Below are 21005 nucleotides of genomic sequence, written 5' to 3' on the forward strand. Positions count from 1 at the left end.
TAGAAATTTAATTTCTACTCCTTAATTTTTTATTTTTTTCTATGAACAGTTCTTCCATCAGCTTGATGATTAGGTGTCATTGCAATTTCTGTTAATTGTATATTTTCAGGAAGACTAGTAGCATAAATAACAACATTTGCTACATCGTCGGGAGTTAAGGCATCGATACCTTTATATGTATTATTAGCCTTTTCAAGATCTCCTTTAAATCTTACTTTACTAAATTCTGTTTCAACTAAACCTGGTTTGATATTAGTAACTCTGATATTTGAATCAACTAAATCAATTCTTAAACCATCGGAAAAAGTTTTAACAGCAGCTTTAGAAGCACAATAAATTGCTCCACCTGCATAAGCAGCATCCCCAGCGATAGAACCGATATTAACAACATATCCAGAGTTATTTTTTAACATTAAAGGAACTATAGCACTTGTAACATAAAGCATTCCTTTAATATTAGTATCAATAACAGTGTCGATATCTGTAGGAGAGGCTAGATAAACTTTGTCTAGACCTAAAGCTAATCCAGCATTATTGATTAAAATGTCAATTTTTTTAAAAGACTCAGGTAAAGATTTTACCTTATCTTCAACATCTTTGCTATTACGCACATCAATAACTAAAGTATGAACTCTTATACCATATTTTCTAATTAATTCTTCTTTTAAAGAATCAAGTAAATCGGAACTTCTAGCAGTTAAAATTAGGTTTGCACCTTTTTCTGCATACGCTAAAGCACAACTTCTTCCAATACCTTTTGTTGCTCCAGTAATAAAAATAGTCTTACCGTATAAATTGTTCATAGAAAAACCCCCTTAGCTTAATATATAAGCATTTTTTATTTTTTCAACACTATCATAAATATTTGTGTTTGAATCTATTTTAATTGAAAAATCAGAAGATATTTTGTACAATGTTTGTCTTTTATCGTACAAGTCTTGTATTGTTTGTAACATGTCTTCTGAGTTTGTAAGAAGTGGTCTAGTTTTACTTCTTTTCACTCGTTCGTAAATAGTATTAACATCACAATCTAAATAAACAACAAAAGAAGTGGATTTTAGATTTTTAATATTAACATTATCAATAATTGCTCCACCACCAGTGGAAATAACTATATTGTTATCTTTAGATTCTTCTTCAATAATAGATCTTTCTAAATCTCTAAAATATTTTTCTCCATGCTCTTCAAATATTTCAGGAATAGTTCTTTTTTCCTTCATAGATATGCAACGATCAATATCTATGAATTTCATATCTAGGCTTCTAGCTAGAATTCTACCTATAGTAGTTTTTCCACTTCCCATAAAACCTATAAGAGCGATATTAGCTTTCATAAAAATTAAAAATGTTCCCCATTATCATAATAATTTGAACCTTCAAGGGGATAGAAGATAACAGTAGTATCGTTGTTGTTTGTTAATTTTTTACAAAATTTTGTGATGAAATCTGCAACAATATTTTTAGTTTCTTGTCCTCTGTCAAACCAAGCAACATCAACAAAAGTATAACCAGGAACGATTGCTCCATCGAAAATATACTCAGTTTCAGTATGCTCAATAGTAAACCAAGTTCTATCACATTGTACAATTGAAGTAAGTCCATCAATTAATTCTTTACTATTTTCAATTAAACTTTTTTTATCAATACCTCTAAATTTTAAATGTGGCATTTTATTCCTCCTTTTCTGGCAAAAGAATAACTTCTACACAGTTTTTTATATTAAGTGCTCTATTAGAAAAATTTATAATAGAGTTATAGTTTACTGTCTTATTATACCTCATAGGAGTATAAAATTCATAGTCAGATATTAAATTTTTTTTCTCTAGGTAATTATTCCAAAAATTATTGGTATTTAATGCAGTCTCAAAATTTAGTTTATAGTTTTTTTGAATATCTAAAATTTTATTTTCTGGAAAAGTTCCTTTTTGAATATTTTCAATAGTATTTTTGACTTTAGATATAACTTCATCAACTCTTTTAGTATCTGTACTAAACATAATTTGAAGATAATTTTCACCGAAATTTAATTTTTCAAGGTTAGAATATGAAGAAATAGAATAAACACCACCAATTTTTTCTCTAACATCTTCGATTAGGAGTATATTTAATAAATTAGAAAAAGCTCCATATAAAACTCTATTTTCTAATGAAAAATTACTTTGATAAGGAAAAGTTAAAATAACTGTAGCTTTTTTATCAATTCCTTTAATAATAGTTTTTTTAACAGACTCAGTAGGATAAACTACATTTAAGTCTTTATATTCTAATTGATTAGCATTTATAGGAAGATTAGCAAAGTAATAATCTAAATTTTTAATTAAAGCTTGCTCATCAATAGAACCTGTAACAACTAGTTTATAATTTTTAAAATTACTAAATAAATGTTCAAATGTATTTAAAAGAGATTCTTTGTTAACATAAGAAATATCATCTATTTCTAAAGGAATTTTTCTTGGATGATTGTTATTTAAAGTTTCTAGATATGTTTTTTTTAATAAAGCTTTAGGAGAAAAGTCTCTATTTTTTATTAACTCTCTATTTGTTTTTAAATTTGATTCAATAATATTTTCATCAAATTTTGGATTAGAGATAAGTGTTCTAAAAAACTTTAATGCTTCAGAAAGATTCTCTCTATTTGTAGATATTGTAAACCCTTGTGTATAATCATCAATAAATGGTTCAATACTAAAATTTTTTCCTTTGAAATATAACTCTAGAGAGCTATAGTTAATATCTCCTACTCCAGAATTGGAAAGAATTTCTGGAAGGAAAAGTGAATTAATGTATTCAGGGTATTCTAAACTAGAGCTACCTTGTAATTTAGTTAATTTAAAAGTTATCTTATCTTTATCAAAGTTAGTTTCTTTATAAAGAACTTCTATTCCATTTGAAAGAAGTAGTTTTGTATAATCTTTTTCTTTTGTAATAATTTTAGAAGTACCGGGTATTAAACTTAATTCTGGTAATTCAGTTTTAAAAGATTTTTCTTCAATAGAGGTTGTATTTTTTGTTAAAAGTAAATCAATTAAAGATTTAATTTCATTTGTTTTAGGTAGCTTATCTTTCATATTTTCTCTAGAAGTTATTAAAACGTCGTAATTTAAAGAAGTAAGATTACTGGCAATATTTTTTAAATCATCAATAGTTATACTTTTTAAAATATTTTCAGTTAATTCATATTCCGCATCAGGTTCCATAAAAATATTATTATTTAAAATATAATCAATGATAGAATCCATGTAGATATCATTTTTAATACTTTCTTTATTGTTAACAATAGTCTTTAGGTTGTTTAAAAGATTTATTTTTTCATTTTCTAATTCTTGAGACGAAACTCCATTTAATGAAATACTTTTTAAATTATCAATTATATCTGTTATAGATTTATTTATATTTTCGTCCTTTATAAGTGCTGAAATTGCATAAATTCCAGTGTTTTTATTAAGAGGAAAATTATAAATAGAGGAATATACAAAAGGTGAATCTTTATCTTTAGATAAAATAGAAAATCTAGTATTTAAAATAGAATTAAGTAAGATTTTTTCTAAGTTGTTCTTAAATGAGGCTATAGTGTTGATAGTAGATATAGGTTCTTTCCACATTAAATTAAAATTAGTTGTAGTAAGTTCAGGATCAGTAAAAATAGTAACTGAATCCTCAAGGGGTAAAGCTATTTCATAGTCTGTACTAACAATATTTGTTTTGTTTTTTAATGATGCAAAATTATTAGTAATAAGGTGTTTGATATCTTCAGGATTAAAATCTCCAACAGCAATAACAGCCATATTTTCTGGTTGATACCATTTTTCATAATAGTTTCTAAGTTTTTTAGAAGTTGCATTCTTTATAGTTTCAGGAAAACCTATAGGAAATCTCTTAGAATACCAAGAATCACCATATAAGATTTTCTTTTGTAAATCTCCAACTCTTTGAGAAATTCCCTGTCTTAGTCGCCACTCTTCAATAATTATGTTTTTTTCACTTTCAACATCTTTTGGATCGAGAGTTACCTCTGATGCCCATTCTTTAAGAACATTAAAACCAGTTTCTAAATCTGACTTAGAAGTGGGAACTTGAAGTTTATAAACCGTTTCAGAAAAACTGGTATATGCATTTAAATCTCCACCAAAACTCAAACCTAAAGATTGAAGATATGTAACAAGCTCATTTTTTTTATATTCTGTAGTACCATTGAAAGCCATATGTTCTAAAAAATGTGCTAATCCTTGTTGATCTTCTTCTTCGTAAAGAGAGCCAGCTTTTACAACGAGATTTAAAGATGCCCTATTTTCAGGTTTTTTATTTTTAAATATATAGTAATGCAAACCGTTTTCAAGTTTTCCGGAAATTAGATTGTTAGATACTTGTAGATTTGGTTGGTTACTCGCAAAAATAAAAAGTTGTAAAATTAAAAATATTATAGTAAATGGAAATATTCTTTTTTTCATTGATAAAACCTCCTCGTATAAGTTAAAGATATTTAGATAGTAACATTTTATAAGTTTTATTAAAAGGATTATTTAGTAGATTTTTTTAGATAAAATTGTTAAAATATGACGAATAAATAATAAATGGAGGATAACGTGAGAGTAAAGGACAAAAAGAAATTCTTTAGATTTTTAATACTAGTAACAATTTTTATTTTTACAATTTCTTGTGGGGTTAAAAGATTTGTTTTTAATGATGAACCTAAAAAAGTAGAAATGGTAAGTGATGAAATAAAAGTGGATGTTTTATCTTTAAATAAAGTGAATACAGACACAGAATTAAAAAAAAAAGATTCTATTATAGAAGAGGATAAAAAAGAGGTAGAGTTAAAAAGTATAGCTGAACAAAAAATGCCTGAAATAAAAGAAGAAGCATTAATAAATGAGCAAAACGAACAAAAGAATATTGAAAAAAATACAGTAAATAACTCAAGATATATTAAAAATCAAACACTGTTTGTTTATAAAGATGAAATGCAAAAAGAAAAAATAGACACTTTGAGAAAAGGTACAAGAGTTGATATTATAGATGAAAAAGAAATAACTGTAAATGATAAGAAAAAATCATTATTAAAGATTCAATATAAAAAAGATTTAAAAATCAAGAATGGTTGGATAAGTAAAGTAGATTTAGCAAATAGTTTAAATGAAGTTTTGCCAAAAGAATGGAAAAATTTAGATTTTGCAACAGATTATCCAACTAATAATTTTAGTAATAATCCAAGAGTGGATGTAAAGGGAGTGTATTTAAATATTTATACAATTGGAAGTACTAAAAAAATGGAGAGACTTATAAATCTTGCAAATACAACAGAAATAAACGCTTTTGTAATAGATATAAAAGATGATAATGGAGTATTATCTTTTGAAATGGAAGCTCCTAAAAAATTTGGGATACCAGTTACGAAAAATTATCCAATAAAAAATATAAAAGAATTTATGAAAAAAATGAAAGAAAATAATATATATACTATAGCAAGAATTGTTTCATTTAAAGATCCAACGTATGCAAAAGCAAATCCGGATAAAGTTATTATCTCAAGAGATACAGGAAAACCATATACAAATAGCGATGGAATAATTTGGGTATCAGCCCACGATAGAAATCTTTGGGATTATAATTTATCAGTTGCAGAAGAAGCAGCAAAAGCAGGATTTAATGAAATTCAATTTGATTATGTGAGATTTCCAGCTTCAAATGGTGGAAAATTAGATGCAAAATTAAATTATAGAAATACTAAAAATGAATCAAAACCAGAAACTATTCAAAAGTATTTAAAGTACGCAAAAGAAAGATTAAATCCATTAGGTGTTTATACAAGTGCGGATGTTTATGGACAAGTAGGAACATTTAGTGATGATATGGGATTAGGACAACACTGGGAAGCTGTAACTCAAGTTGTAGACTATATTTCACCAATGATGTATCCAAGTCATTATGGAAATGGAGCTTATGGAATAGCAGTTCCAGATGCACAGCCATATAAAACGATATATTACTCATTAAAAGATTCTATAAATAGAAATGAAAATGTAAATTCACCAGCAGTAATAAGACCATGGATTCAAGCTTTTACTGCAAAATGGGTAAAAGGATATATTCCTTATAATGAGAAAGAAATAAGAGAGCAAATTAAAGCGATGAATGACTTAGGAGTAACAGAGTATTTATTATGGAGTCCGAGCAATAACTATAAGATTACAGGTAAATAAAAATAAATGTTTAAAAAAAGTATAGTGTATGATATAATGTCATTTGAACTAATTTAAAGGAGAAAAGATTGGAAGGAATAATAGTTGTAGATAAACCTATCGGTATAACTTCCTTTGATGTTATAAGGGTTTTAAGAAGAAATTTAAAAGAAAGAAGAATAGGACATACAGGAACTTTGGATCCTTTAGCAACTGGAATTCTAGTTATTTGTGTAGGGAAAGCTACAAAATTAGCACAGGATATAGAAGGATATGAAAAAGAATATGTTGCAGATTTAGAACTTGGTTTTAAAACAGATACCTATGATATAGAGGGAAAAGTTTTAGCTAAAGTAGAAGAATTTAATATTTCTTATGAAAATTTTGAAGAAACATTACAAACATTTAAAGGAGATATAAAGCAAATACCACCAATGTATTCTGCTATAAAAGTGGATGGAAAGAAGCTTTATGAGTTAGCAAGAGAAGGTGTAGAGATTGAGAGAAAGGCTAGAGATGTTAGTATAAAAAATCTAGAGACTATATCTTTTGATGGAGTAAAGGCTAAAATTGATTGTACAGTTTCAAAAGGGACATATATTAGAAGTCTAATTTATGATTTAGGTGAGAAATTAGGAACTTTTGCAACAATGACTGGTTTAAGAAGAACTAGGGTTGGAGAAGAGGATTTAGTAAGAGCATTCACGTTAGAAACTATTGAAAAAATGGTATCAGAGAATGATTTTTCTTTCTTAGTTTCAATAGAGGATTATTTTAAATTTCCTAAAGTAGATATTGAAGATGAAAATGATTTAAAACTTTTTGTTAATGGCCAAAGATGTAAAAAAAGAATAAATGAAGGAAAATACAGAGTTTATTCTAAGAATAATTTTATAGGCTTAGGTGAGGTTACAAAAGGATTATTAAAAGGTTACAAATATTATTAATTATAGAGAGGAAGAAATATGAAGATTAAAAACATTGCAATTATTGCACACGTTGACCATGGAAAAACAACTTTGGTTGACTGTTTATTAAGACAATCTGGAGTTTTCGGAGCTCACGAACTTGAAAAAGTTGCTGAGAGAGTAATGGACTCTAATGATATTGAAAAAGAAAGAGGAATAACGATATTCTCTAAAAATGCTTCAGTAAGATATGGAGATTGTAAAATTAATATTATAGATACTCCAGGACACGCGGACTTCGGTGGAGAAGTTCAAAGAATTATGAAAATGGTTGACTGTGTTGTTTTACTAGTAGATGCGTTTGAAGGACCAATGCCACAAACAAAATACGTATTAAAAAAAGCTTTAGAGCAAGGACATAGACCAATAGTTGTAGTAAATAAAGTAGATAGACCAAATGCAAGACCTGAAGAGGTTTTATACATGGTTTATGATTTATTCATCGAATTAAATGCTAACGAATTACAATTAGAGTTCCCTGTTGTATATGCTTCAGGAAAAGCTGGTTTTGCTAAAAAAGAGTTAAATGATAATAGTGACAATATGCAACCTTTATTTGAAACAATAATAGAGCATGTTGAAGATGCAGAGGGAGATAATAACAAACCTACGCAATTTTTAATAACAAACATTGAGTACGATAACTATGTTGGAAAATTAGCTGTTGGAAGACTTTATAATGGTACATTAAAAAGAAATCAAGATGTTATATTAATAAAAAGAGATGGAAAGCAAATCAGAGGAAAGGTTTCAGTTCTTTATGGATATGAAGGTCTAAAAAGAGTTGAAATTCAAGAAGCTTTCTCTGGAGATATAATCTCAGTTGCAGGGTTAGATAATATCGACATTGGGGAGACAATTGCTGATTTTAATGAGCCAATTGCTTTACCAGTAATTGATATAGATGAGCCAACTTTAGCAATGACATTTATGGTAAATGACTCTCCATTCGCTGGAAAAGAAGGTAAGTTTGTAACATCTAGAAATATTTGGGATAGACTTCAAAAAGAGCTTCAAACAAACGTTAGTATGAGAGTAGAAGCGACAGAAAGTCCAGATGCTTTCGTAGTAAAAGGAAGAGGAGAACTTCAACTTTCAATACTTTTAGAGAATATGAGAAGAGAAGGATTTGAAATTCAAGTTTCTAAACCAAGAGTTTTATTAAAAGATATTGATGGAGAAAAATATGAGCCAATCGAATTAGCAATGGTTGACGTTGATGATGCGTTCGTAGGTGTTGTAATTGAAAAAATGGGTATCAGAAAGGGAGAAATGATAACAATGACTCCTGGAACTGATGGATATACAAGATTAGAGTTTAAAGTACCTGCAAGAGGATTAATTGGATTTAGAAATGAGTTCTTAACAGATACAAAAGGAACAGGAATCTTAAACCATTCATTCTATGATTTCGAATTATATAAAGGTCCAATTCCAACAAGAGCTAAAGGAGTTTTAATCTCTTTAGAGCAAGGAACAACTGTAGCTTATGCTTTAGGTGGATTACAAGATAGAGGAGTATTATTTACTGATCCAGGAGTAGCTGTTTATGAAGGAATGATTGTAGGAGAACATAACAGAGATAACGATTTAGTTGTAAACGTATGTAAGGCTAAAAAATTAACTAACATGAGAGCATCAGGAAGTGATGATGCAATAAAGCTAGCTACACCTAGAAGATATACTTTAGAGCAAGCTTTAGATTATATAGCGGATGATGAGTTAGTAGAAATTACTCCAACTAATATCAGAATAAGAAAGAAATTCTTAAAAGAGGGCGACAGAAGAAAAAACTCTAAATAATAATTAAAGAGGTATATCTATGAAAAAATTATTGTTTGTAATTTTACTATTATCAATCTTTGGAGGTTGTAGTGGTTTAAGTACAAAAAAGTATACGGAAGAAGAAATTATAGCAGCAGTAGTTGTAGATAATGTGTATATTTTAAATAGAGCAATAAAAAATGGTTTTAACATAGATCAACAATTAAAAAATGGAGATACTCTTTTAAGCTTAGCCTTAAAAGAGGACTCTTTACAAGTTATAGCTAGTTTACTATCAAATGGAGCAAATATAACTAATGATTTGCCTGCAAAAAAGAATATAGGAACTGATTTAATAATTTCAGCAAGACCCCCAATTTTTTATGTAAATAGTATGGAAGCTTTACAAATGCTTTTAAATGATAAAGCTGAAGTAAATGTATTTACAAGTGATGGTGAACTTCTTTTGAATTTTTATATAAAAACAAGACCACAAGATTTAGCTATAGCCTTAATAGAAAATGGAGCTGAACTTAGGACTCTTGACTCTAGTGGGTGGTATACAATATTTTGGGCTGTTAATATTGAAAATGAGGATATCTTAAAAGCACTATTAAAAAAAGATAGTGGACAATATTTATTGAAAGATAAAAAAGGAAATTATCCAATATATTATGCTAATTCAAAAGAAATTATAAAAGAATTATTAAATGGTGAATATAATCTTAAAGAAAAAAATGTATATGGGGAAAATATATTAGGAGAAGTATATTTAAAAGTTAAAAAATTAGGTTATGATGATTTGATTCCTATTTTATTGAAAAAAGGAGTAAATCCTAACTATACCTCATATAAATAGAAAATTATAAAAGTTAAGACAAGGATAGAATTTATTAGTTCTATCCTTGTTAACTATTTAGTGAACTTGAAAAAATGACAAAAATAATGTATAATTTCAAAAGCATTTTTTCATAGGAGGAAATAAATGATAAGAAAACTTTTAAGCCCTATAGATAGATTATCTTTTTCTAGAAAGTTAATACTAGGATTTTTTACAGCAATAATTTTAGGGTCGATATTACTATACATGCCATTTTCTCTTCAAGATGGTCAAAAGATAAGTTTTTTAACAGCAATTTTTACAATAACATCAGCAATATGTGTTACAGGATTATCAGTTATTGATATAAGTAAGGTCTTATCTTTTCAAGGTCAAATAATACTTCTTATTTTTATTCAATTGGGTGGTTTAGGAGTAATGACTTTTTCATCTTTATTTTTTCTTTTAATCGGGAAAAAAATTGGATATAAAGATAGAGAGTTAATAAAAGAGGAAAGAAATGCTGAGAATAGTGGAGAAGTTGTAGATTTTATAAAAAAAATAATAATAATTGTTTTTTTAATAGAAGGAATAGGAGCATTTTTTTTAACATTGGAATTTTTAAAAATTTTTGATTTTTCAAAGGCTCTATATTATGGAATATTTCATTCAATATCAGCTTTTTGTAATGCAGGATTTGCACTATTTTCAAATAATTTAGAAAACTATCCAGGAAGTGTATTAATGAATATGACGGTAGCGTATTTAATAATATTAGGTGGAATAGGATTCTCAGTAATAAATTCTGTATTAGTAGCAGTTCGAAGAGATGTAAAAAGATTTACGTTAACATCAAAAGTTGCTATATTAGTTTCAATGTTTTTAACATTTGTTGGAATGATTTTATTCTTTTTATTAGAATACAAAAACCCTTTAACAATTGGAAGTTTAAATTGGTTTGATAAAGTTTTAGCATCTTTTTTTCAAAGTGTAACAACAAGAACTGCAGGGTTTAATACAGTTCCTATGGGAGCACTAAAACCGGCAACTATATTTATGTTTTGTATTTTAATGTTTATTGGAGCTTCTCCAGGATCAACTGGTGGAGGAATAAAGACAACAACAATAGGAGTAATAATTTTTTATGTTATAGGAGTTGTCCAAGGAAAAGAAAATATAAATGTTTTTAATCGAAGAATAAGCTGGGATATATTAAACAGAGCTTTAGCAATATTAATAATATCAATTATATACGTTTCTATAGTAATAATGGCAGTTATGACAATAGAAGATATGAGTTTTGAGAAAGTTACATTTGAAGTGATATCTGCTTTTGCAACTGTTGGATTATCAATGGGTATAACGGCAGATTTAAGTGTAATGTCAAAGATATTAATAATAATAACAATGTTTATAGGAAGATTAGGACCTATGACATTTGCTTTAGCCTTAGGAGAGAAAAAAGTTAAACAAAACTTAAGATATCCAAAAGAGAATATTTTAGTAGGTTAATTAATGGAGGGAAATTATGAAACAGTATGTAGTTATAGGTATGGGAAGATTTGGTTCAAGTGTTGCAGAAACTTTGTATAAAGCAAATGAAGAAGTTTTAGCAATAGATGAATCTGAAGATATAATTCAGGAAGCTGTAAATAGTGGAATAGTTGAAAATGCAGTTGTTGCAGATGCAACAGATGATAAAGAATTAAATAATATTGGATTAGAAGGATTTGATGTTGCTTTTGTATGTATTGGAGCTATAGAACCAAGTATAATGGTGACTTTAAACTTAAAAGAATTAGGCGTAAAAAAGATAATTGTAAAAGCAGTATCTAGAAGACATGGAAAAGTTTTAGAAAAAATAGGTGCAAATCAAGTTGTATATCCTGAAGAATATATGGGAAAAAGAGCCGCAATGGCTGCAATGGATCCTAATATGATAGAGCATTTTAGATTTTCAAAAGATTTTTTATTAGCAGAAATAAAATCACCTGAAATTTTTTGGAATAAAACACTTATAGAATTAGATATAAGAAAAAGATATAATGTAAATATTGTTGGAATAAAAAAAGGTAATAGAAATTTTATTCCAAATTTATCGGCAGATACTATAATTGAGCAAGGAGATATTCTTCTTGTTATAACAGATGCCAAGACAGCAGCAGAACTAAAGAATTTAAAGTAATAGAGAGGAGTAAAAATGCAAAATTTTGATGTTATAGTTGTAGGTGCAGGACACGCAGGGTGTGAAGCCGCATTAGCAGCAGCGAGAATGGGAGCTAAAACAGCTATCTTTACAATATTACTAGATAATATTGGATATATGTCTTGTAATCCATCTTTAGGAGGACCAGCTAAGTCTCACTTAGTAAAAGAGATTGATGCTTTAGGTGGAGAAATGGGAAGAAATATAGATAAAACTTTTATCCAAATTAGAGTATTAAATACAAAAAAAGGTCCAGCAGTAAGATCTTTAAGAGCACAAGCAGATAAAGTTAATTATAGTAAAGAGATGAAGAAAACTCTTGAAAATACAGAAAATTTAGACGTTATTCAAGGAATGGTAACAGAAATTATTGTTGAAAATAACAAAGTTGTAGGAATAAAAACAAAAGAGGGTGTAGAATATAAAGCAAAAGCCGTAGTAATAGCAACTGGAACATTTATGAGAGGTTTAATTCATATTGGAGAGAAACAGTTCCAAGGTGGAAGAATGGGAGAATTGTCTTCAGAAGAATTACCAGTTTCATTAGAAACTTTGGGATTAAAATTAGGAAGATTTAAGACTGGAACACCTCCAAGAATAGATGCAAGAACAATAGATTACTCAAAAGTAGAGATTCAACCAGGAGATAAAGGAGTTTTAAAATTTTCAAGTAGAACAACTGCAGAAGAAGTTTTAACAAGAAAACAAATCCCATGTCATATGGTATTTACAAACCAAGAAGTTCACGACACAATAATATCAAATAAAGATAGATCACCTTTGTTCAATGGAACAATTCAAGGAACAGGACCAAGATATTGTCCATCAATAGAGGATAAAGTATTTAGATATCCAGATAAAGATAGACATCATTTATTCTTAGAAAAAGAAGGATATGATACTAATGAAGTTTACATTAGTGGATTCTCTTCGTCATTACCAACAGACGTTCAATACAAGATGTTGAAAGGAATAGAAGGACTTGAAAATGCAAAAATAATGAGATATGCTTATGCAATTGAATATGATTATATTATTCCAGAAGAAATAAAATATAGTTTAGAAACTAAAAAAGTAGAAAATCTATTTCTAGCTGGACAAATAAATGGAACATCAGGTTATGAAGAAGCAGGATCTCAGGGACTTATGGCAGGAATAAATGCTACAAGAAAAGTATTTGGAAGAGAGCCAATTATTTTAGATAGAGCAGATTCATATATAGGGACACTTATTGATGATTTAGTTTCAAAAGGAACAAATGAACCATATAGAATGTTTACAGCAAGAAGTGAATATAGATTAGTTTTAAGAGAGGATAATGCAGATTTAAGATTATCTAAAATAGGATATGATATTGGTTTAGTTTCTGAAGAAGAATACGCAAGAGTTCAAAAGAAAGAAAAGGATGTTGCTGAAATAATAGAAAAATTAGAAAAACAGCATGTAGGAAGTAGTAATCCAAGAGTTAATGAAGTTTTAATAAAAGCTAATGAGCCAGAAGTAAAATCTGGGATAACGTTATTAGAGTTATTAAGAAGACCAGAAGTTACTTATTCTGATATTAAATATATATCAGAACTAATAGAAAAATTTGATTTAGGAACTTATGATGAAGATACAGAGTATCAAGTTGAAGTACAAGTTAAATATTCTGGATATATTCAAAAATCATTAAAGATGATAGAAAAGCATAAAGGATTAGAAACTAAAAAACTTCCAGAAGACATGGATTATGATTCTTTAGAGAATATGCCAAAAGAAGCAAAAGATAAACTAAAGCAAGTAAGACCATATAATATTGGACAAGCTTCAAGAATTTCAGGAGTTTCTCCAGCAGATATTCAAGTTCTATTGATGTATTTAAAGTTGAAAGGAAATAAATAGATGAGAGAGTATTTAGTTGAAGGAATAAAAAAAATAGGATTACAATATACAGATGAAAAAATAGAAAATTTAATAAAATATTTAGAGTATTTAGTAGCTTATAATAAGCATACTAATTTAACAGCAATTAGAGATACAAAAGATGCTATAGAAAAACATTTTTTAGATTCACTTCTTTTGCAGAATTTATTAGATGAAAAAAAAGGTAAAAAAGCTATAGATATTGGAACAGGAGCAGGATTTCCAGGAATGGTTTTGGCTATTTTTAATCCAAATATAGAGTTTGTATTAATGGATTCTGTGGGAAAAAAGACAACATTTTTAGAAAATGTAAAAGAACTATTGAATTTAGAGAATGTAACGATAGTTAATTCTCGAGCAGAAGATTATATAAATGCAGAAAATAGAGAGAGCTTTGACATAGGCCTTTGTAGAGGAGTTAATAAATTAAATGTTATTTTAGAATATATGATACCTTTTATAAAAGTTGATGGTTATTTTTTAGCTCAAAAAATGGCTGGAACAGAGGAAGAAGGAGAAGCAACTAATGCACTAGAAACTTTAGGTGCAAAAATTGTGAAAATACATAGATATAAGTTGCCAAATTATGGCGATGAAAGACTTGTTGTTGAGATTTTAAAAGAAAAATCAACAGACAAAAAATACCCAAGAAGAGCTGGAGTGGCTTTAAAAAAACCATTATAAATATACTAATTAGGGAGGGAAGAGATATGAAAATTTTTGAAAAATACAAAAAATTAATAATCATATGTCTTCCCATTTTTATTTTTTTGAGTGGAGCATTGTTGATTAAGTATAATTTACCAAAAGTTGTAGAAATTATATTAAAAATAGCGGTTGGGCCAACAATATCTTCTCAAGAGATTAAATTTCCAAAATTTGGCGAAATTGATATAACAGATGTAGTGTTATCAAAGGGAGATGATATAATTGTAAAAGCTCCTAAAGTAATTATAACATATTCAAAAGAATCACTTAAAAATTTTAGATTAAAAGAGATTAATGTTGAAAAACCTTGGGTACATATAGAGCGAAAAGGTGAGAATATAAATATTATAGATGCTTTTTCTAATGGAAATAAGGAGAAATCTGCATCAAAAGCAGGAACAGCTGTGCCAATAGATATAATAGCAGTTAAAGGTGGAGAGCTTTTATTTAGAGATACAACATATTCAAGAGAAATAAAACAGGAGTTAGATAATGTTAATGGATATGTTGCGTTTGATAAAATAACAGGTATTGATTTAGAATTTAAAGGTGAGCATGAAAAAGAAAAATATGAATATCGATTTAATAATCTAAACGAACCACTAGATATGAATATAATTTTGAAAGATATTACAGTAAAACCAGAGCTTATTCAGTATGGTTATGATGATAGAGATATAAGTGGAGCCACAGGAATATTTGATATGGATTTAACTATCGCAACAAGTGGATTAACAGGAAAAGCTGAACTTAAAAATGGAACAGTTACTTATAATGGATTAAGTAGTAAAGTTGAAAATGTAAACGGTACAATCGATTTTAAAAAAGATAAAATTGATGTTAATTTTACATATCTCCTAGAAAATAATTCAGGAACTTTTGATGTTTTTTATTCAGAAAAGTCAGGAGTGAAAGTTGATTTTAGATTTAAAGATTTACCTTATTCTGTTGCTAAAAATTATAAATTATTAGGAGATTTAAACTTGCCTTTAGATAATTTAAAATTTAAAAATGTTGATGTTCAATTATCTTATGAAAAAAGTCAAGGTTTTAAAGCAGAAATTTTATATAATGGATATCCATTTATTTCTTCGGGAGTCAATATTAGTAATTTAAATGGTAAAGTTTTCTTTAAAGATGGAATATTAACTTTATCAGGAAATAATCTAAATATATTAGTTCCTGGATTAGAATATAAAAGAGATTTAACATATAATGTTAACTTAGATTTAAATGGAGAGGATTTGAAGTTTGATGTTATTTCAAATTTTATTAATTTAAATGGCGAATATAAAAAGAAAGATGAAATATTAAACTTATATCAAGATAAAAAGCTTGTAATGTCTTATAATTTAAAAACTCAAACATTAGAGTTGTTAGATTTAGCAGGTAGTAGTTTACTTAATAATTATGACTTCTTTTTAAAAGCTCGAGAAAAGGATAAAATAATTAATTTTGAAGAGATTTCAATGGTTAATAAAGATGGACAAATGGTTTTGCAAATTATTGGAGATTTAAATAGAGAAAATTTAAAATATAAATTTAAAATACACACAAAAAATTTTCAAGAAAAAAGCTTGTTTGCTAATCTAAATTTAGATACAAAATTGGATTTTATAGGTGAAATAGCTGGAGAAAAGGATAAATTTATTTTGCGAGGAGTTATTAATGATTTAAAAGCAGAAAATAAAGATATTCTCCTAGATGCTTACGCTAATATATCGGTGGTTAATGATAATGGATTACAGGCTAATATTCAAGGAGAGTTGAGAGAAGGCAAATATAAAAAAATTAAAGTTCAGGGAATAAAAATTGATTCAACGTTTGATAACGGAAAGCTGATGATATCTGATGTAAGAAATAAACTATTCAAAGTTCAAGGAGAAGTTAATGTGTTTGATAAAACACTAGACTTAGGTTACCACATAACAGGTTTAAAAAGTAGTGAATTTGAAAAAACTGATATAATCTTACTTTTAGAAAATGTATATGGAAATATTACAGGAACTTTCGAAGAATTTCAAGCTGATGCACAAGTTAAAGCAGCTTATTTAGAAATGCCAAATAAAGCTTTAATATCAATGAATGGAAATATTGTTTACGAAGATGACACAGTAAAAATAGATAATTTTAAATTAAATCAAAGTTTAGCAACTGTAGAATATAATTTAAAAGAGAAAACTGGAAAATTTATATTAAATATTTTAGAGGAAAATCTTTCAAAATACTATAATTTTAAAGCACTAAAATATCGTATTTTATCTAGAGTAAATGGAAAAATATCTAATGGTGTTATTGAAGCTGATGCAGGAGTCAATATAGATAGAGTATACTTCAATGGTGATATATTACCAAATTTAACATCAAATTTAAAATATTTAAAAAATGATAAAGAAAATATTTTGTATATAGATAACTTAGATATCTTAAGTTTAGAAGGTAAAAGAATTTTGTTTTCAAAGGGTAGTGTTGATTTAATTGAAAAAAAGATAGATTATGATATTCCAAAACAAACATTATATTTAAAAGATTTTCAAGGAATTATAGATGTGAAAGATATGAGTGGAAGTATTGGGATAGAAAGTAAAGTTGAGGGTTATTTAGATAATCCAAAGTATACTTTAAATTTATTTGATGGAGAATATGAGATTAAAGGATTTAATTTTGATAATATCTCTTTAGAATTAATAGGTGATAAAAATATTTTAAAAATTAATGAAATTTTAGCTTATTATGAAAATAATATGATAAAAGGAAAAGGAGAATATACAATTTCAAATCAAGAGTACAATTTTAATATCTTTTCAAAAAATATTGATTTAAGTTTTTTAAATGCAATTTTATCAAAAGATAATTTAAAAGATATTAAAGGAACAGCTAATATAGATGTACGCTTATCAAGTAATTTAAAGGAAAATAGTGGATACATAGATTTAATTGATTTTAATGCGAATTTACCAAAAGCTTTACTAAGTTTAAAAAATTTAAATATGGTCTTAAAAATTGATAATGAAAGATTAACAGTTAATTCTTTAGAAGGAAAGTTAAATGATGGAGAAATAAAAGGAAAAGGTTATTTAAAATTGCCATCAATAGAGGATATTAAAGCAGATGATGAATTCTATAAAAATTTAGATTATGCATTTAATATAACTTTAAAAAATATGATTTATCAATTGAAAGATTACTTTAAAATAGATCTTTCAACAAATTTAGTATATTCAGAAAATAAAGTATCAGGAAATGTTATTATAAATAATGGTGAAATAACTGGGATATTGAAAGAAGATAAAGGCTTGATTTTAACAATTTTAAACTTTATAATAGATAAGACTAGAGCTATAATAGGTGAAAGCAAAAGATTAGGAAAAGATTTTGAAATAAAAAGTGGATTAAATGAAACTCCAGAATTTAATATAGGAGTTATGATAAGAGATGGTATAAATATAAATATACCGGATATATCTACGTTTGCTCAAGATGTTCAAGGTGTCTTATTAGGTAGGTTTAATATTGTTGGAAAAAATGAAAAAATAGGTGTAGTTGGAGAATTGGAAATACAAAAAGGAAGTTTTGTACTTGGAACTGAAGATTTTACAGTAACAAGAGCATTGCTTTTAGCAGATAAAAAAAATGGACTAATTTCAGATTTTAATCCAAATTTAATATTTGATGTATCATCCTTAACAGCTAATGGAAATGTAGAAATCTCTTTACAAGGAGAACTAAATAGTTTAAGATTAAATATAGTAACAAATCAAGGTAGTGAGAGTAGTAGTTTAAAAAATCTTTTCGATGGAAGTGGAGAAGGTAACGATAAAAACGTAGTAGCATTACTTTTTAAAACTATCATTGATAGTCAAATTTCAAGTACATTATTACGACCTATATCAAGAACTATTCAAAATGTTTTTCATATATCTAAGTTTAGAATAGTATCAGATGTCTTTAATCAAGAGGTGTTGGCTAACTCTGATGATCCTAAAACTCAAGATCCAAATGTTTTTGGATTTGGAGCATATTTGGAAGCTGAAAACCCTATATATAAAGAAAAATATTTCTGGATTTTAAAACTAGGAATAATTGATGGAACAAAGTATGATATAGGAGGGGCTGATAGCGAGAGTCAAAGTAATGAGTTTTCTAATTCTGTAAATCAATTAGATTTTAAGATAGAGAGAAGATATAAATCAGGATGGTCTTATGGTGTAGGAGTAGCAAAATTAAATGATGCAAATATGATTGATGAAAAGAAAAAAGGAAATTTAAATTATTATGTTGATTTTAAGTTTGAAAGAAAATATAATAGTATAAAAGATATTTTTTATAATAAAAAATAATTGGAGGGCAATTTGGGATGAAAAAGCACCTAATCGGAATAATATCACTAGTAGCTTCTATAGTTTCATTTGGAGCAGAAGGAGAATATTTAGTAAAAGGGGTAGAATTTAAAAATTTAAACGAAATACCTCAAGATGTTTTAATACAAAAGATGAGTTTAAAGAAAGGTCAAGTATTCTCAACAGAGGGATTATTGAAAGACTATAACAACATAAAGAAAAGTGATTATATAGACGAGTTAGCTATTTACCCTCAAGTTTATGATGGAGGAATAAAGTTAGTAGTAGATGTAAAAGAAAAGAAAGATACGAGAGAACTTTTAGAAAAACAAGGTATTTTACCAGCTTCAGAAAGAGAAAGAGTTGATACGACATTAGTTGTATCAAGTTTAGAAATAATTGGTAGTGTAAATGTACCAGTAAATGAAGTTGCAAAGAAAATACCAATTAAAGTTGGAGGATATTTTTCTAAAAATAAGATAATAAAAGGACAGAGAGAACTTTTAGAAACAGGAATGTATAGAGAGGTTATCCCTGATGTTTATCAGTATCCTGAAGGATTAGTAGTTGTTTACTCTGTTATTGAAAATCCAATTATAAATGGAATTCAAATTACAGGGAATACAAAATACACGACAGAAGAGTTGAAAAGTTTAATCAATATAGAGCCAGGAAAAGTTTTAAATCTAAATAACCTTAGAGATGCTAGAGATAAGATCTTAAAAAAATATAATGAGGATGGTTATGTTTTAGCTGAAATAGAAGATATAGATTTAACTGGAGCTAATGATTTAACAATAGTAATCAATGAAGGTACAGTGGATAAAGTTAATTTTACAAAAATGGTAACTAAACAAAAAGGTCAAAGAAGAAAAGCTACAGATACTATGCTAAAAACAAGAGACTATGTAGTTGAAAGAGAAATAGAGATTCAACCTGGCGAAGTATTCAATATAAATGATTATAATGAAACTGTATCAAACTTAATGAGAACAGGATATTTTAAAAATGTAAAATATGAAACAAAACCAGCTCCAGGAGAAAATCAAGGTGTTGATTTAGTTCTTTTACTAGAAGAGGAAAGAACAGCAACTTTACAAGGTGCGGTATCTTATGGATCAGAGATAGGACTACTTGGTATGTTATCAGTGAAGGATATGAACTGGCAAGGTAAAGGACAAGAATTAGGAGTTACTTTTGAAAAATCAGATGAAAACTATACAAGTTTCTCTATTAATTTCTCGGACCCTTGGATAAAAGGTACGGATAGAATATCTTGGGGATGGAGTTTATATAAAAACGAATATGAAAATAGTGACAGTGTACTTTTCAACGAGACAGATACATATGGTGCTAAGTTAAATATAGGAAAAGGATTAACTAAAAACTTAAGATTAGGATTAGGAACTAAAGCTGAATATATAACAGAAAAGGCTGATAAATCGGAGTTAGCAAACTATACTAATTATGATGGAGAAAATCTTCTTGATAAATGGGGAGATAAGAGAAGCTATGGATTGTTTAGTGTTTATCCATCGATAACATATGATACAAGAAATAGTTACTGGAATCCAACATCTGGTTGGTATGGAAAATATCAAGTTGAGGTAGGATATGCTGATACTATAGATTCTGGAACTTTTGCTAATACAACATTAGAGTTAAGAAAGTATCATAGAGGATTATTTAAAAATAATACATTTGCATATAGAGCTGTAGGAGGAGTTATGACTACAACTACTCCAGAATCTCAAAGATTCTGGGTAGGAGGAGGAAGTACTCTTAGAGGATATGACGGTGGATTCTACCAAGGAACACAAAAAATAACTGCAACAATAGAGAATAGAACTCAAATAAATGATGTGTTAGGATTTGTTTTATTCTCTGATATAGGAAGAGCTTGGGATTACCAAGGTGAAGACCCAGGATACTTAAATGAAAAGAGAGATGCAAGATTCCCAGATGATATAGGAACAACAGTGGGAGTTGGATTAAGAGTTAATACACCAGTAGGACCTTTAAGATTTGACTTTGGATGGCCAGTAGGAAATTCAGAAGAGAGTGGAATGAAATTCTACTTTAATATGGGACAATCATTCTAATAAATATATATAT

Annotated in this window: 14 protein-coding genes; 10 read left to right on the forward strand and 4 right to left on the reverse strand. The window is 27.6% G+C overall.

Annotated features, from left to right (window positions below; translation table 11 throughout):
• Positions 1-29: 29 nt before the first annotated feature.
• The 4 genes from MKD34_RS02980 to MKD34_RS02995 are packed head-to-tail and all read right to left on the reverse strand — an operon-like array spanning position 30 to position 4448.
• Positions 30-803: an SDR family NAD(P)-dependent oxidoreductase gene (locus tag MKD34_RS02980; RefSeq protein WP_240219649.1), complete on the reverse strand. Its 774-nt coding sequence runs from the start codon at positions 801-803 to the stop codon at positions 30-32.
• 12 nt (positions 804-815) lie between these two features.
• Positions 816-1334 (reverse strand): shikimate kinase, encoded by a 519-nt coding sequence (locus MKD34_RS02985; RefSeq protein WP_023051834.1) that lies wholly within the window; start codon positions 1332-1334, stop codon positions 816-818.
• A 5-nt stretch (positions 1335-1339) separates the two neighbouring features.
• The gene (locus MKD34_RS02990) at positions 1340-1669 is read right to left on the reverse strand and encodes a DUF1904 domain-containing protein (protein ID WP_023051835.1); all 330 of its coding nucleotides are present in this window, start codon (positions 1667-1669) and stop codon (positions 1340-1342) included.
• Position 1670: 1 nt separating this feature from the next.
• Positions 1671-4448: a M16 family metallopeptidase gene (locus tag MKD34_RS02995; protein ID WP_240219650.1), complete on the reverse strand. Its 2778-nt coding sequence runs from the start codon at positions 4446-4448 to the stop codon at positions 1671-1673.
• 135 nt (positions 4449-4583) lie between these two features.
• Between MKD34_RS02995 and MKD34_RS03000 the strand changes: the two genes are divergently transcribed.
• From MKD34_RS03000 to MKD34_RS03045, 10 genes are all read left to right on the forward strand, one after another.
• Complete coding sequence (locus MKD34_RS03000) at positions 4584-6200, forward strand: putative glycoside hydrolase (protein WP_240219651.1); 1617 nt, start codon at positions 4584-4586, stop codon at positions 6198-6200.
• A 68-nt stretch (positions 6201-6268) separates the two neighbouring features.
• Positions 6269-7126, forward strand: a complete 858-nt coding sequence (truB, locus tag MKD34_RS03005) for a tRNA pseudouridine(55) synthase TruB (RefSeq protein WP_240219652.1) — start codon at positions 6269-6271, stop codon at positions 7124-7126.
• 18 nt (positions 7127-7144) lie between these two features.
• Positions 7145-8950 (forward strand): translational GTPase TypA, encoded by a 1806-nt coding sequence (typA, locus tag MKD34_RS03010; protein ID WP_023051839.1) that lies wholly within the window; start codon positions 7145-7147, stop codon positions 8948-8950.
• 19 nt (positions 8951-8969) lie between these two features.
• The gene (locus MKD34_RS03015) at positions 8970-9770 is read left to right on the forward strand and encodes an ankyrin repeat domain-containing protein (RefSeq protein ID WP_240219653.1); all 801 of its coding nucleotides are present in this window, start codon (positions 8970-8972) and stop codon (positions 9768-9770) included.
• 126 nt (positions 9771-9896) lie between these two features.
• Positions 9897-11243 carry a TrkH family potassium uptake protein gene (locus tag MKD34_RS03020; RefSeq protein ID WP_274722689.1) on the forward strand — a complete coding sequence of 449 codons (1347 nt, stop codon included), beginning with the start codon at positions 9897-9899 and terminating at the stop codon, positions 11241-11243.
• Between the two features lie 16 nt (positions 11244-11259).
• A complete protein-coding gene (locus tag MKD34_RS03025) occupies positions 11260-11916 on the forward strand; it encodes a potassium channel family protein (RefSeq protein WP_240219654.1) in 657 nt (218 codons plus the stop codon).
• Between the two features lie 15 nt (positions 11917-11931).
• Positions 11932-13821, forward strand: coding sequence for a tRNA uridine-5-carboxymethylaminomethyl(34) synthesis enzyme MnmG (gene mnmG / locus MKD34_RS03030; RefSeq protein ID WP_240219655.1), 1890 nt, complete (start codon positions 11932-11934; stop codon positions 13819-13821).
• Positions 13822-14526 carry a 16S rRNA (guanine(527)-N(7))-methyltransferase RsmG gene (gene rsmG, locus MKD34_RS03035; protein WP_240219656.1) on the forward strand — a complete coding sequence of 235 codons (705 nt, stop codon included), beginning with the start codon at positions 13822-13824 and terminating at the stop codon, positions 14524-14526.
• A 26-nt stretch (positions 14527-14552) separates the two neighbouring features.
• Entirely contained in the window at positions 14553-18890 is a 4338-nt protein-coding gene (locus tag MKD34_RS03040; RefSeq protein ID WP_240219657.1) for a translocation/assembly module TamB domain-containing protein, read from the forward strand.
• 17 nt (positions 18891-18907) lie between these two features.
• Complete coding sequence (locus MKD34_RS03045; RefSeq protein WP_240219658.1) at positions 18908-20992, forward strand: BamA/OMP85 family outer membrane protein; 2085 nt, start codon at positions 18908-18910, stop codon at positions 20990-20992.
• Positions 20993-21005: the final 13 nt, after the last annotated feature.

Origin of the sequence: Cetobacterium somerae, assembly GCF_022430525.1 — a bacterium.
Classification (GTDB): Bacteria; Fusobacteriota; Fusobacteriia; order Fusobacteriales; family Fusobacteriaceae; genus Cetobacterium_A.